Raw genomic sequence first — 14,257 nt, forward strand, 5'->3', positions numbered from 1 at the left:
CGGCAGATGGACGAGGCGGTCGGCGGCACGGCGGCGAGCCCCGGCGCGGGCGGCACGGCCGTCCCCACGGACGCGGCGCGGGCCGCGGAGCAGATACCCGCGACGATCCCGGCCGCACTCGCCAGGGCGGCGGCCAGCTGGCCCGCGGCCGAGGCCGTCGTCGACGGCGAGGAGCGCCTGACGTTCGCCGGCCTCGACGCCCGCTCGGCCGCCGTGGCGCGGGCGCTCGTCGCCAGCGGGGTGCGGGCCGGCGACCGGGTGTCGGTCTGGGCGCCGAACAGCGCGGCGTGGGTGCAGGTCGCTCTCGGCATCTACCGCGCGGGCGCGGTCCTGGTGCCGGTCAACTCCCGATTCAAGGGCCAGGAGGCGGCGCGGGTGCTGCGCACCTCGGGCGCGCGGTTGGCGTTCCTCGTCGACGGCTTCCTCGGCACCGACTATCTCGCGATGCTCGCCGAGCATCGCGAGGGTCTGGACGCGCTCGACGAGATCGTGCTGCTCGCGGCCCCGGGCGGTGAGCCGCGCGCCGATGACGAGGCTCCGCACGGCTCACAGCCCGCGGCCGGACCTGACCGGCCGGGCGCCACCAGGTGGGACGAGTTCCTCGCCCGTGGCGAGCGCGACCCGGACGGCACACTCGCCGCCGCCGTCGCCGCCAGCACGGCCGCGCTCGGCGGCGACGACGTCTCCGACATCGTGTTCACCTCCGGCACCACCGGCGCGCCCAAGGGCGCGATGCTGACCCATGGCGCCTCGACCCGGGTCTACACGGCCTGGTCGGACGTCGTCGGCCTGCGCCACGGCGACCGCTACCTGCTCGTCTACCCGTTCTTCCACACCGCCGGGCTGAAGTCCGGGATGCTCGCCTGCATCCTCAAGGGCGCGACGCTGCTCCCCCACCCGGTCTTCGACGTGCCGTCCGTGATGCAGAAGGTCACCGAGGAGCGGGTGACGATGCTGCCCGGCCCGCCGGCGATCTACCAGACGATCCTGGGCAGCGACCTGACCGGCTACGACCTGTCGAGCTGGCGGCTCGCCGTCACCGGCGCCGCGGCGGTACCGGTCGAACTGGTCCGCCGGCTGCGCTCGGAGCTCGGCCTGCGGACGGTCGTCACCGGCTACGGCCTGACCGAGACCACCGGCACGTCGACGATGTGCCGCCACGACGACGACCCGGAGGTCGTCGCGCGCACCTCCGGCCGGGCGATCCCCGGCGTGGAGGTCCGCGTCGTCGACGACGGCGGCACCCCGCTGCCGCCCGGAACACCCGGCGAGATCGTCATCCGCGGCTACAACATCATGAAGGGCTACTTCGACAACCCGGAGGCGACCGCCGAGGTCATCGACGCCGACGGCTGGCTGCACTCCGGCGACATCGGGATCCAGGACGCGGCCGGCAACGTCACGATCACCGACCGTAAGAAGGACATGTTCATCGTGGGCGGCTTCAACGCCTACCCCGCCGAGATCGAGGCGGCCCTGCTGGAACGCGGCGACCTCGTCCAGGCGGCCGTCATCGGCATCCCCGACGACCGCCTGGGCGAGGTGGGCATGGCCTTCGTCGTCCCGCGCGTCGGCGCGGCCGTCGACCCGGCGGAGGTCATCGCCTGGAGCCGCGCCCGCATGGCGAACTACAAGGTCCCCCGCCGCGTCGAGGTCGTCGACGCCCTCCCCCTGAACGCCACCGGCAAGGTCGTCAAGTACGAGCTGCGGGCCCGGCTCCTTCCCCACCGATTGGCTAAGTAGGGGCTCCACGCCCATCAGCACGTCCGGCCCAACTCGACCTGAGCCAATCCCGGACCTCCCAGATCTGCTTCCGGACCTCCCAGATCGGCTCCGCAAGCTCCGCCGATCCGGCAGGAACCCCGGATCCGGCAGGGACCCCGGGGGCAGCTGGGGGCAGCTGGGCGCAGAAACGGGGATATCCGCAGAACCCCCGGACTGGAGCCCTCTGGACCGGGGAGCCGCGAGGGCCGCCGTGGGTGTCCGGGTGGGGCTGGCCGTCCCTTCCGGGTGGTTCGGTCATGGCGGACGCGAACCTTCCCTGGACGCTGTGGTAGTCATGACGACGCCGCCCAGTTGCCCTGCGCGAGGGCATCGCGAGGGCATACGGCGGCCAGGACAAGCAAGGTATGCGCGGGGCTACCGACAGGGTTGTCCGGGACTCGATGCCGTTCCTCAATGGGGACGAACTGGCGAGAGGACGGGCCGGAATGGCGCGTGAATGGCTGTTGGCCGTGGATCTGGGCACGACCTGGACCCGGGCTGCCTACACGACTCCTGACGGCACCGCCCCCGTCGTCGTCCGGGTACCGGTCACGCAGCTGGCCTGGTTCCCGACGGCGGTCGCCCGCTCCTCCGACGGGCGCTGGCTCGTCGGGGACGCGGCCGTGTCGCGCCGCATCGGCCGCCCCGACTGGTACTGGAGCGACGTCAAGCGCGACCTCGGCCGGGACGAGCCGAGGCTGCTCGGGGGGCACCCGTTCGCCGCCGTCGAGGCCGCCACCCAGCCGGTGCTGCATGCCGCCCGACTGGCCCGCCGCCAGGCCGGGCGCGGGTTCGACCGGCTCGTCCTGTCGGCGCCTGTCTGCTTCTCGGCCGACCAGCGCGCCGCGCTGCGCGAGGCCGGGGAGAACGCCGGCTTCGCCCCGGACGCCGTCACGATCGTCGACGAGGCCGCCGCCGCCGCCCGGGCGGCACTCGGGCCTCGGCCTGAGGACGGCACCTGGGTGGTGGTCGACATCGGCGGCGGGACGTTCGACGCCGCTCTCGTCTCTGCCGACCGTGGCGTGGCCCATGTGCTCGACCAGGTGGGCGACGACACGGCGGGCGGCCGAGCCCTCGACGCGGCGATCGTCGCGCGGCTGCGCGAGCGCTACCAGATCGAGGACGCCGACGGCGAGGCCAGGCGGCGCCGCGCCCTCTACCTGCGCGACGCCGCCCGCATGCTCCGGGAGGAGCTGTCCGAGGCGCGGACGGCCGACGTCTTCCTGCCCGACCTCCTGCTGGAGCTCACCCTCACGCCCGCGCAGCTACGGGACCTCGTCGAGCCCGCCCTGGCCCCGGCTGTCGAGAGCTGCTCGGCCATGCTGGCCCGCAACGACCTGAGCTGGGAGAAGGTCAACGCCCTGGTACTCGCCGGCGGCGCCACCCGCGGCCCGACGGTGCGCGCCCAGTTCGCGCCGCTGGCGCCGCTGCGCGACGCCGCCGCCCCCGAGCTCGCCGTCGTCCTCGGCCTGACCGTCCCCGCCGAGGCATCGAACCGGACCATCCTGTCGCTGCATTAGTGCCGCCCCGCCAACGCTCGCCCGCCGGCTGGCGGCGGCCAACCGGCGACGACAGCGCCGGCGGCCCGTTCCGGTTCAGGTGGTGATCGCGGGCTGATCGTCCACGTCGAGCTTGAGCTCCTTGAGCTCACGCTCGGCCCAGAACAGGCGGCCGGTGTATTCCATGGGATCGGCGCACGAGGCGAAATAGGTCAGCATGCGGGCGGGGACGTCCATCGGCACAGCCACGCTGTCGTCGAGGCCGGCCTCCTTGACCCGGATGGCGACGAGCTCGGTGGCCACCAGGCCCGGATGCATGCCGATCACAGCGATGCCCTTCCGCGCGAGCTCGGGAGCGAGGACGTTGCCGAGCCGGTCGAGCGCTCGCTTGCTGGAGTAGTAGCCGGGCACGGCGAGGCTGAACTTACCGATGCTTTCGAGCTTGGGGAGCTCCTCCGGCTGGCGGAAGACCTCGCCGCTGCCGGTGCTGAGGTTGACGATGCGCCCGCCGCCACGGCTCTCCATGATCGGCGTCACCAGCTGCATGAGCGTGAAGGGCGCGTGGAGGTTGACGTCGAACTGGTACAGCCAGTCCTCGCGGGTCAGCTCCAGGAATCGCTTGGACCAGAGGTCACCGGTGGTGGCCGCGGCGTTGTTGATGAGCACGTCGACGCCGCCGAACCGCTCGACGGCGGCGTCGACCAGGCGCGCCAGATCCGTCTCGCTGGCCAGATCGGTCTGCACGGCGATCGCGCCGGCTCCCATGTTCTCGACTTCCGTCAGCGTCTCGTTCAGGGTGCCGGGCAGCTTCCTGTCCGGCTCGACCGTTCGCGCGGCCAGGACCAGGTTCGCGCCGCGGCGGGCGAACGCCTGGGCCGCCTGCCGGCCGACCCCCCGGCTGGCCCCCGTGATGATCACGACCTTGCCGGTCAGGTCCAGCTCCTCCTGTCGCTGCATGGTGATACGACCTCCGCCCTCCATTTGACCAGTGTTCAAATGGAGGGTAGCACCAGTCCCATCCCCGGGCATCGCGACCGAAGCGGCCGGGCGGGGCTCGGCGACCCAGCTCCGTCTGGCCCGAGCCTCCGGGCCGGCGTGATCCCGGCCGCGTCGTGCCTGGTCAGAGCCGGCCACGCGGCTCGGGCCAGGTGGCGCAAGATCTCGCGGACGCCCATCGGCGAACCGGGCCGTCGGACCGCTGGACCACTGGACCACTGGCGGACGGCGGTCAGCACAAGATCGAAACGGTGGCGGTCCGCTCTGCGTATGGTTTCCGTGATGGAACCCGACCGAACGCGTACCCCGCCCCGCCAGCGGGCGACGCTTGTCAACACGAGGTCACGGGAGACTCGGCTGGCGCTCATCCGCGCCGCCCTTCGCCTTTGGAGCGAGGGTGACTTCGACGTGGCGTACGAAGCGAGCACCGTGGCTGATATCGCCCAGGCCGCCGGGGTCACCAGGGGAACCTTCTATTTCCATTTCGCCAACAAAGAGGCGATTCTCCTCGAGATGAGCTCGGCGACGATCCAGGCGATGATCGACCAGGTCGAGGCCGGCGCCGCGCAAGGCGTCCCCCTGCGCTCGTTGAGCGAGCAGGTGATGGCCTCGATGGCTCGGCGCGTTGTTCGCACGCCCAAGGCGGCCGCGTTGCGGGCGGGCTCTCTCGGCTTCACGGCGCGGGCGGACGGGGGGACCCCGGCGAGCCCTCGCCTGAGTGTCGCCTTTGAATCCCTCCTCCGCTACGGCAAGGAACGCGACGAGCTGAGCGCGCGGATCGATGTGGAAGAGGTCGCCGCGATGATGACCGCCGTGACAATGGAGGCGATCATACGTTGGGGGGCGGGAGACCGCTCCGCGTCCTGGTTGGGCCAGACGCTCCGCGACCGGGTGGCCGTCATCCTGCGCGGTATCAGCCACACGGATGACAGCTAGCGGGCATTGGCGGAGGCGCCGCTTGGGTACTGGTGATTGCGCCCTGGCGTGGAAGACCGGTGGACGCGGCGATGGTGGCGCGGTTCAGCCTTGTCCTGGGCAATCTGTGGAGTATCGTGGCGGGCAGCTCGTCGTCGTGACCTGGGCGCGCGGAAGAGATAGGAAACCCGGTGACATCCGAACCGAAAAGAAAACTGGTGGTCATCACGGGGACCAACGCGTCCGGGAAGAGCATGCTGGGGGTGGAGCTGGCGAGGCACTTCGGCGGCGAAGTGATATCCGCGGACTCCCGGCAGGTGTACAGGCACCTTGACATCGGTACGGGAAAACTAACATCCGACGAGATGAGAGGTGTTCCACACCATCTGATCGACGTGGCCGACATCGGTGACAGGTTTTCGGTCGCGGATTTCCAGGCGATGGCATATGCCCTGACGGACGAGATCTCGGAGCGGGGCAGGCTGCCTTTCATCGTCGGCGGTACCGGACTCTACGTGCGGTCCGTCGTCGAGGGCTACCAGCTGATCTCGGTTCCTCCCGACTGGGATCGGCGGAACGCGCTGGAAGCCCTCACCGACGAACAGCTGCGCGAACGTCTCAGCGGTCTCGACGACACCGCGCTGGAGCGCGTGAGCGGGGACAACCGCCGAAGAATGATCCGGGCCATCGAGATCCTTGACAGTGGTTTCGCCTATCCGCCCGACCGCCCGAACGAGCCTCGATACAACGTCCTGCAGCTCGGCCTCACCTGGCCCACCGAGGTTCTCAGGAGAAGAGTCGACCAACGCCTGAAGGACCGGCTGGCCGCCGGCATGGTCGACGAGGTAAAAGCGATTCTCGACAAGGGACATTCCGCCGACGAACTGGATTCCCTCGGCCTGGAGTACCGTCACATCGTCCGCCTGATCAGGGGAGAATACCAGTCAGAGGACGAGCTGTACGAGAACCTACGCAGGGCGATCTACAGGTTCAGCAGACAGCAGATGGTCTGGTTCCGGCGGGACACGGCGATTCACTGGCTCGACTGCGAGCAGAATTACTTCGACGAGGCGCGCGGGCTGATCGAGTCATTCATCGGGTCGCCCAGCGCACAGTAGGCGCGGCCGTTCAGCTACGCAGGGCGCGCAGGAAGAGGCGGACGGCGGTCTCGACGCGGCGGTCCACCTCGGCCGGGTCGGGCACGACGCCGAACGAGGCGAGCCGGGCGGGCGCGCTGGAGACCATGCCGACATAGAGGTCGGCCAGCGTGTCGGCGTCGTCGGTGAGGGTGATCGCGCCGGTGGCGGCGTGCCGGCGCAGCAGGTCGGCCACCAGCCGCTGGCGCGGTGAGCCGCCGGCCGCGCCGAGCTGGATCCGGCGGGCAAGCTCGGGGAACCGGTCGGCCTGGGCGATCGCGATCCGGCTGACCTTGACCATCGACGGGTCGAGCGCACGACGCAACGCCGCCTGGCCGATCGCGGTGAGCGCGCCCGCCAGGTCGTCGAGGTCGGGTGGCTCGGGCTCCGGCAGCGGCCAGTCGGGCCGGCCCATGGCCCAGCCGAACACCGAGGTGAACACGGCGTCCTTGCTCGGGAATCGGGCGTAGAGCGAGGCCTTCGTCGTCCCGGCGGCCTGCGCGATGGCCTCCATCGAGGTGCCCTCGTAGCCGTTCTCCAGGAACAGCCGCAGGGCGTGCTCGCGGACGTCCCGGTCGAGCTGGGCGGCCTCCTCGCGGGTCGGCCGGCCGCCACGGCGCGACGCGGGCGTCGGCCGCGCGTCCGGTGGGGACGTCATGACCGCCAGTCTGGCAGACCCCGCCGCGGATCCCACCAATAACTAGACTCACGAGTCTGGTTAAAACTAGACTGCCCGGTGTAGTAACCCGGCCGGGAACGGCACCGACCTCGACACCGGCCGCCGCACCGATCACGAACACCGACCGCGGCCTCGGCACCGACCGCAGAAGTGGGGCGTCATGTCCGTGACAACCAGGACGGCCAGCCAGCCGGCCGCGCTCGGCGAGGCCACCGTGGCGGCGCTCGACGCCCGATTCCAGGAGCGCCGCCAGCAGGTGCCGGTGCTCGCGCAGCGCGCGAAGGCCGAGGGCGTCGAGGAGATCCGCTCCACGCAGGACATGGTCCCGCTGCTGTTCCCGCACACGACCTACAAGAGCTACCCGGAGACGATCGTCACCAAGGGGCGGTGGAAGCAGCTGAACCGCTGGCTCGACTCGGTGTCGACCTACCGCGTCGCGGACGTGGACGTCACGGGCGTCGAGGATCTCGACGGCTGGATCGCGCGGCTCGAGGACCACGGCCACCTGGTGTCCAGCTCGTCCGGCACGTCGGGCAAGGCGTCGTTCCTCAACAAGACCATGGCCGACCGCGAGGCCTCCGGCCAGAACCTGCTCGACAGCCTGACCTGGCTCGGCATGCCGCCGGCCAGGGAGTGGCACGTCGTCCCGGTGGGGCCGGACACGGGCATCAGCTCGGCGATGTACATCCGCGACATCTTCCTGAGCAACTACCGCCGGGACGACGCGCTCCCGCTGCCGGAGTCGAAGCCGGTCACCGACCACCACAGGTACATGGCCCGTCTCGGCGCGATGCGCCGGGCGATCGCGGACGGCACCGCCTCACCGGGCGAGGTCGCCGCGTTCGAGGCCGAGGGCGCGGCCAGGCAGGCTGGCGTCGAAGACCGTCTCCAGTTCCTGGCCGAGCAGGTCATCGCCCACAAGGACGAGAACATCTTCTTCAACTCGATGTTCCCGATGCTCTACCGCCTCAACGAGATCCTGCGGGAAAAGGGCGTCAAGCCCGGCGATGTCACCGGTGCCAATGGCCTTCAGGTGGCAGGCGGGTTGAAGGGCATGACCCTTCCGCCCGACTACCGCGAGCGCATCTTCGAGCTGCTCAACATCCAGCCGAGCCGCTTCCTGCACTACTACGCGATGCAGGAGGTCAACCTGCGCAGCGTGAAGTGCCTGTCCGGCCGTTACCACGTGCCGACGGGGCTCACCCTGTTCGTTCTCGACAAGAACGGCGAGGCGCTCGCGCCGCTCTCCGACGGCCAGGCCGAGGGCCGGGCCGCCTTCTTCGACTTCTCCGTCGACGGCCGCTGGGGCGCCACCATCAGCGGGGACAGGATCATCGCCGATTTCGGCACCTGCTCCTGCGGCCGGGAAGGGCCGACCGTCGCCGAGGACATCACCCGCTACAAGGACCTCCCAGACGGGGACAAGATCACCTGCGCCGGCACCATGGACGCCTACGTCCGCGGCTTCATCGACAACTGAGGGAGCGGCACATGACCATCACCGAATCCACCGCCGCGACCGCCACAGCCGTCAACACCGCCGCCGCCTCCTCGTCTCCCTCTCCCTCTCCCGGCCTCGCGCCGTCCGAGCCGGCGAAGCCGAAGAAGCTGAAGGTCCCGCACGTCATCCGCGGCCGGGTCGTCTGGGGCGAGGACGTCGAGTACCTGTCACGCGACTTCGGCGTGCCGTTCGTGACGCCGCGGATCAACTTCAACGAGCTGATCACGCCGCGCACGGAACAGGGCCCGGCCTTCGACGTGCCGCTGACCGACATCATCGACTACCTCGTCGAGGTCGCCCAGCATCTGGAACTGGAGAAGAACCCCTATCTGCAGGAGTCGCTGGAGCTCACGGCGCAGGTCAGCCAGATGCCCCGGCGGATGATCGAGAACACCTTCCGCCGGCCCGGCCAGTTCCTCACCCGGCAGGCCATCGAGTTTCGTCTCGAGAAGACGTTCCGCGACCCGCGGGTCCTCGACGGCTGGGCGGAGCACACCGACCCGCATGGCCGGACGACCCGGATCCGCGCGTTCCCGCCGCGGCTCGTGCACATGCTCGCCGGCAACTCCCCGTCCGGCGCGATGACGTCGATCGCCGACGCGGCACTGGTCAAGGCCATCAACGTGTTCAAGCTGCCGTCGGCCGACCCGTTCACCGCCGTCGCCGTGCTGCGCACGATGGCCGACATCGACCCCGAGCACCCGGTGCTGCGCTCGATGTCGGCGGTGTACTGGCGCGGCGGCGACGCAAAGATCGAAAATATCCTCTACCGGGCCCAGTACTTCGACAAAATCGTCGGCTGGGGCGGCGGGGCCGCGATCAACAACATCATCAAGTACACCGGTCCGGGTTTCCACCTGGTCGCCTTCGACCCGAAGGTCTCGATGGCGATCGTCGGGCGCGAGGCGCTCGCCTCGCAGGAGTCCATGCGTGAGGTCGCCGAGCTCGCGGCGGCCGACGCGACGGTGTTCAACCAGGACGCCTGCCTCGCCGCGCGGCACATCGCCGTCGAGTGCGACATCGACGACGACGAGGAGCTGGAACGCCTCGACCGGTTCTGCGCGCTGCTGCGCGAGCGGCTGAACGTCGACCGCGAGTTCGCCAGCGCCGTCGGACCGGCCACACCGAGCGACATCCGGGAGGCCGCCGAGGGCATGCGCTTCCTCGAACCTGACTACCGGATCTGGGGCGAGTACGACGGCTCCGGCCTCGTCGTCCGCTCCCCCGAGCCGGTCGACTTCCACCCGACGAACAAGACCGTCAACGTCATCCCCGTCGCCTCACTGACGGAGGCGACCCACTTCGCGAACGTCGCGACCCAGACCGTCGGCGTCTACCCGCCGGCCCGCAAGGCCGAGATCCGCGACCTGCTCGCCACCGCCGGCGTGCAACGGGTCGTCAGGCTAGGCAGCGCGATGACCGGCACGATGGGCAACCCGCACGACGGCATGTACCCCTTGCACCGCTTCGTCAACTGGGTCGCCGACGACGACGCCTGAGGCGGTCCCGTGCCGGACGCTCCGCGCCCGACACCGGGCGCCGCCTGTCGGGCGCTGAGCGCCCTCCCCACGTGGTTCCGGACCCTGGCATATGGCGGTGGCCGGGCTGGGTCCCGATCGGCGAGGTGGTCGCGTTGGCACCAGCGCTGAGGCGCCGTCACCAGTGGTGGCTGGGTTGCGCACTTTGCTCGCCAGAACGGCGTCAGGCTGCTGTCAGGTCGATGACCTCGAACGGCTGGCCCTTCCATCGGGCCGGATCAGCTGTGGCGATCTTTGCCCCCACCGGCCGCTCGGGGCTCGGCCCGGCGGCGTGGCGGGTGTGTGCCGTTGCCCAGCTGGTGTCGCGCGCGACGGCAAGCGCGGCCGAGAAGGTCAGGTCGAGGATAACGATGTCGCGAAGAGACGCGATGTGCTCGGCGATGCCGCGTCGGACCCTGTCCGCCTCCACCAGCGCGCAGGTTGGAGCGTATAGGTGCCAGCCGGGGAGGTTGTGCGCGTTGTGAATCAACGTGGACGCGACGATGTTGCCGCGCCCAGCAGCAAGCATCGCCGAATCGTCAAAGACAACATGGTGCTGCGCCATCATCGGGTCGTCTTCGCCCGGGCAATGCGCCGCTCGAGGTCTGCCTGATGCTCGGCCAGTTCCTCGTCGGTCGGGTCATAGCCGTTCCACGCCTTGAGGATGGCGCGGGCCTCGGTCGCCCGGGCGGCATGCTCCTCCGGCGTAAGGAGGGAGTTGGCGAACCTGGCGAGATAGGTGCGCAACGACATGCCCTCGGCCTCCGCGGCCCGAGCGAGCACGTCACGCACCTCGACCGGGACGCTGATGATGGCGTCAGCCATGTGCTGCCTCCTCGGTGCGACACCGACTCTGCGCGGGTACAAATCCCCGCCCACGTCGGAATCGTCCACGACCGGCTCTGCCATTGACAAGGCGTGGGTCACGTCCGCCTCCCCCTGTCCGCTATGGACTGATGACTACGTCACTGTCGAGTAAGACAGTACTCGCTACGGCCAGTAAGATCAAACAGCTGTCACCAGGCTGTGGATGAGTGTTCAGGCGGGGTCGGGCTCAGGCATCCGAGTGGCCCAGGGAGCGTCCGGGGGCGACGAGGTCGCGGACGGCGCGCTTCACCGCGGTCGGCTCGGGGAAACCCTGCGCGCGCCCGTCCCAGACCACGGCGCCCTCGACCCGGACGACGAACACCCCGCCGGTGCCGGGGACGAGCGCCACGGCGCCGAGGTCGGTCTCGAACGTCGAGAGCAGCTCCTGCGCGAGCCAGGCGGCGCGCGGCAGCCACCGGCACCGCGTGCAGTACTCGATCTCCAGCCTCGGCTTCGCCGCGCCTGCCGGCGTCCCGGCCAATGGCGCTGGACCGGCCGGCTCCAGGTCGGCCCGATCAGTCGGCGCGCCGTCATTCGCGGAGGACACGATCGGCACGCTACCCGGCGGGGAGGCGGCGGGCCCGGCCGCGTCACTCCGTGTGTGGTCGGCCCGACCTGCCGGCTCAGCCTGCTGACCCGCCGCGAGAGGCGGCCGCCTGGTCCACGTCGGCGAGCACGGCCGCGAGGCGGGCGCGCGCGGGCCGGAAGCTGTCGGTGTGGGTGAGGATGCGTACCCGGCCGGCCTCGATGCCGGCGATCGAGATCTCGGCGACCTCGGCGGCGGTGAGCACCTCGCCGGGGATCGGCAGCTGGGAGCCCGCGTCGTCCGGGGCCGGCGGCTCGGACGTCTCGGCGCCGTCGGGGCGGATCGCCGCCGACGTCGCGACGAGCGAGGTATCCACCAGCCCTGGGCAGAGCGCGCTCGCGCCAACCTCGGGCGCCGCCGCGCGCAGCTCCGCGTCGAGGGTCTCGGTGAGGCCGACAACGGCGTGCTTGACCGTGCTGTACGGGCCCAGGCCGGGTAGCCGCATCAGCCCGGCGGCGGACGCGGTGTTGAGGAAATGGCCGCGGCCCTGGGCGATCATCGACGGGGCGAACGACCGCACTCCGTTGGCGACGCCGAGCAGCAGGACGTCGATGAGCCACCGCCAGGTCTGCGGCGTCTGCTCCCACATCGGCGCCTGCCTGCCGACCACGCCGGCGTTGTTGCAGACGACGTCGACCCGGCCGAACCGTTCGAGGGTGGTGTCGGCGAGGGCCTGGACGGCGTCGGGGTCGCTGACATCGGTGGTGACCGCGGCGACGCCGGCGCCGGCCGCGGCGAGCGCCTTCGCGTGGGCGTCGGCCAGGGCCTCCACGGCGCGGTCCAGCGGCTCGGGACGCACATCGGCGAGCACGACTGACAGCCCGCGGGTGGCGAACGCCCCCGCCAGCGCGTACCCGATCCCGCTCGCGCCCCCGGTCACCACCGCGACCTGCCCGGCTTCGATCTTCACTGCCCATTCACTCCCGCCAGCCGGCGCTAGAACAGATTGCGACGATACGACGCCCCAGCCCTCGGGCGCCCGACTTCCAGAAGCCTTGACCACCGACGACGCGGAACAGCCGACTTCGATACCCCGAGCCGGCTGCGGCCGGTGCACTCCGGCAACGCCGGGGAGCCGTCAGGACGTGGTCCTCCTCAGGACGAGGTGACGTCAAGGGTGACGTGACGTGACGTGACGAGGTGACGTGACGGGGTGACGGGGTGACGGGGTGACGTCAAGAATGGGCTGCTGTCAGGACGAGGTGAAAACGACGGGCATGGCCATCAGGCTGCGTACGACCACGGTGGGCTGCCAGGCGAGCGCGCCGGCCGGCACGGCCGGGGTGATGTCGGGGATCCGGTCGAGCAGCACGGTGACGGCGGTGCGCGCGACCGTCTCGGCTACGTCCTGGGAGGCGTACGGGCAGCGATGCGGCCCGCTGCCGAACGCCAGGTGCGCCTGGCTGCCGCCGGGTCCGGCCAACTGGTCCGGGCGCACCTGCGGGTCGGCGTTCGCCGCCGCGACGGACAGCACCAGCAGGTCGCCGCGCCGAATGTGCTGCGTCCCCAGATGGACCGGACGGGTTGCCCAGCGGCCGAACGCGTTGGAGAACGGCGGGTCCTCCCAAAGCACCTCGGCCAGGGCGTGCGCGACGGAGCGCCGCCCGCCCGCGATCGTCACCGCGAACCGGGGATCGGTGAGGATCAGCCGCAACGCGTTCCCGATCCAGGCGGTCGTCTTGGCCTGGCTCATCAGGAGCAGCATGATCAGATCCTCGAACACCTCGTCGTCGGTGAGCGCCACCGGATGGGCGGCGAGTCTGGACAGCGTGTCCGCTCCCGGGTTCGCCCGGCGCGCGGTCGTGTACGGGCGCACGATGGCCCGCAGCCGCGCCTCCGCCGCGTGCGCCTCGCCGGCCTGCATGAGCATGGCGGTCACATCGGCCAGGAATGCCGCTGTATCCGCCGGCGGAAGCGCAAGCAGCGTCGCCCCCGCCGCCATCGGGATCCGCGCGGCGTACTGACCAATCAGGTCGGCCTTCCCGTCGCCCGCGAAGGCGTCGATCAGCCCGTCGGCGATCCGCTCGCAACGCCCCGCCAGCTCGAACAGGTCGACGGCGCCCAGCGCGTCGTCGACCGCGGCGGAATGCCGCCCGTGCTCGGCGCCGTCCGTCGAAAGAATCGTGTCGGTCCAGGCGACGGGCGGGCGCAGCGGCCAGTGCGGCGGCGCCAGGTCCCAGGCATTCCACGTCCGCGAGTCCTTGCCGAACAGATCGGGCTGGCCGGCGACGTAGTGCAGCTCCCGGTAACCGATCACCAGCCAGGCCGGGACGTCGTCATCCAGCAGCACCGGGGCGACCGAGCCATGCCGTGCCCGCAGCCGCTGGTAAACAGCATGTGGGTCGCGGTGGAACTCCTCCCCGTATAACCGGGTGGCGCCCACATGGGCCGGGTAACGGCGCGCCAGCTCGGCGGCACCCGTCGACGGCTCCCAACCGCGCCGGGCATGGCTCGTCCGGGTCGCATCGGGCTCCGTCGGCGGCAGGGTCGACGGCAGGGTCGACGGCGCCGGGACATGCACGTTCGCGTCGGTCATCGCGCCTCCTTCAGCGGGTCGCGGCCGGTCGGCCGGGGCGGCCATTCCCGTCGCGATTGCGCCCCCACAGCCGCGCCGCTGCGCGCGACCGGCCGAGAGTGACCGGTCGAGAGTGACAGGGTTGGCACCCAGCGTCCCAGCAATTGCCGCCACCCGCCCGAAACGCGATCAGCCAGCAGATGAGCCCGCTCGGCCCATTCAGCCTCGGTCCTTGGCTCCTCGGTGTACGGCTAGACGCCCAGGTCCTTCCAGGTCTTGCTC

At 70.8% G+C, this 14,257-nt stretch carries 13 protein-coding genes; 6 read left to right on the top strand and 7 right to left on the bottom strand.

Annotation, left to right across the window (positions count from 1 at the left end; genetic code table 11):
* Nucleotides 1-6 precede the first annotated feature (6 nt).
* Both BCD48_RS25640 and BCD48_RS25645 read left to right on the top strand, forming a co-directional pair.
* Nucleotides 7-1,743 (top strand): FadD3 family acyl-CoA ligase, encoded by a 1,737-nt coding sequence (locus BCD48_RS25640; protein ID WP_241841977.1) that lies wholly within the window; start codon nucleotides 7-9, stop codon nucleotides 1,741-1,743.
* 467 nt (nucleotides 1,744-2,210) lie between these two features.
* A complete protein-coding gene (locus BCD48_RS25645; protein WP_071050933.1) occupies nucleotides 2,211-3,284 on the top strand; it encodes an Hsp70 family protein in 1,074 nt (357 codons plus the stop codon).
* A gap of 75 nt (nucleotides 3,285-3,359) precedes the next feature.
* Here BCD48_RS25645 and BCD48_RS25650 read toward each other — a convergent pair whose 3' ends face one another.
* The gene (locus BCD48_RS25650) at nucleotides 3,360-4,220 is read right to left on the bottom strand and encodes an SDR family NAD(P)-dependent oxidoreductase (protein WP_071050934.1); all 861 of its coding nucleotides are present in this window, start codon (nucleotides 4,218-4,220) and stop codon (nucleotides 3,360-3,362) included.
* 321 nt (nucleotides 4,221-4,541) lie between these two features.
* Here BCD48_RS25650 and BCD48_RS25655 point away from each other — a divergent pair, with 321 nt between their 5' ends.
* Nucleotides 4,542-5,195 carry a TetR family transcriptional regulator gene (locus tag BCD48_RS25655; protein ID WP_274536575.1) on the top strand — a complete coding sequence of 218 codons (654 nt, stop codon included), beginning with the start codon at nucleotides 4,542-4,544 and terminating at the stop codon, nucleotides 5,193-5,195.
* A 170-nt stretch (nucleotides 5,196-5,365) separates the two neighbouring features.
* Nucleotides 5,366-6,292, top strand: a complete 927-nt coding sequence (miaA, locus tag BCD48_RS25660; RefSeq protein ID WP_131804101.1) for a tRNA (adenosine(37)-N6)-dimethylallyltransferase MiaA — start codon at nucleotides 5,366-5,368, stop codon at nucleotides 6,290-6,292.
* A 10-nt stretch (nucleotides 6,293-6,302) separates the two neighbouring features.
* On the opposite strand, the gene BCD48_RS25665 is transcribed toward miaA, so the two are convergent.
* Entirely contained in the window at nucleotides 6,303-6,968 is a 666-nt protein-coding gene (locus BCD48_RS25665) for a TetR/AcrR family transcriptional regulator (protein ID WP_071050936.1), read from the bottom strand.
* A gap of 181 nt (nucleotides 6,969-7,149) precedes the next feature.
* Between BCD48_RS25665 and BCD48_RS25670 the strand changes: the two genes are divergently transcribed.
* Nucleotides 7,150-8,469, top strand: coding sequence for a hypothetical protein (locus tag BCD48_RS25670; protein ID WP_071050937.1), 1,320 nt, complete (start codon nucleotides 7,150-7,152; stop codon nucleotides 8,467-8,469).
* Between the two features lie 11 nt (nucleotides 8,470-8,480).
* Nucleotides 8,481-9,989 carry an acyl-CoA reductase gene (locus tag BCD48_RS25675; RefSeq protein WP_198543386.1) on the top strand — a complete coding sequence of 503 codons (1,509 nt, stop codon included), beginning with the start codon at nucleotides 8,481-8,483 and terminating at the stop codon, nucleotides 9,987-9,989.
* 202 nt (nucleotides 9,990-10,191) lie between these two features.
* Here the strand turns inward: BCD48_RS25675 and BCD48_RS25680 are convergent, their stop codons facing one another.
* The 5 genes from BCD48_RS25680 to BCD48_RS25700 all read right to left on the bottom strand — a co-directional run bounded on the left by BCD48_RS25680 (nucleotide 10,192) and on the right by BCD48_RS25700 (nucleotide 13,996).
* A complete protein-coding gene (locus BCD48_RS25680) occupies nucleotides 10,192-10,575 on the bottom strand; it encodes a PIN domain-containing protein (protein ID WP_071050938.1) in 384 nt (127 codons plus the stop codon).
* A complete protein-coding gene (locus tag BCD48_RS25685) occupies nucleotides 10,572-10,832 on the bottom strand; it encodes a hypothetical protein (protein ID WP_071050939.1) in 261 nt (86 codons plus the stop codon). The genes BCD48_RS25680 and BCD48_RS25685 overlap by 4 nt, the downstream gene beginning before the upstream one ends.
* A gap of 229 nt (nucleotides 10,833-11,061) precedes the next feature.
* Nucleotides 11,062-11,319, bottom strand: a complete 258-nt coding sequence (locus BCD48_RS25690; protein ID WP_198543391.1) for an Rdx family protein — start codon at nucleotides 11,317-11,319, stop codon at nucleotides 11,062-11,064.
* A gap of 178 nt (nucleotides 11,320-11,497) precedes the next feature.
* Entirely contained in the window at nucleotides 11,498-12,370 is an 873-nt protein-coding gene (locus BCD48_RS25695) for an SDR family NAD(P)-dependent oxidoreductase (RefSeq protein ID WP_071050940.1), read from the bottom strand.
* A gap of 282 nt (nucleotides 12,371-12,652) precedes the next feature.
* Entirely contained in the window at nucleotides 12,653-13,996 is a 1,344-nt protein-coding gene (locus tag BCD48_RS25700; RefSeq protein ID WP_241841979.1) for a cytochrome P450, read from the bottom strand.
* Nucleotides 13,997-14,257 lie beyond the last annotated feature (261 nt).

Origin of the sequence: Pseudofrankia coriaricola (genome assembly GCF_001854805.1) — a bacterium.
Taxonomy (GTDB): domain Bacteria; phylum Actinomycetota; class Actinomycetes; order Frankiales; family Frankiaceae; genus Pseudofrankia.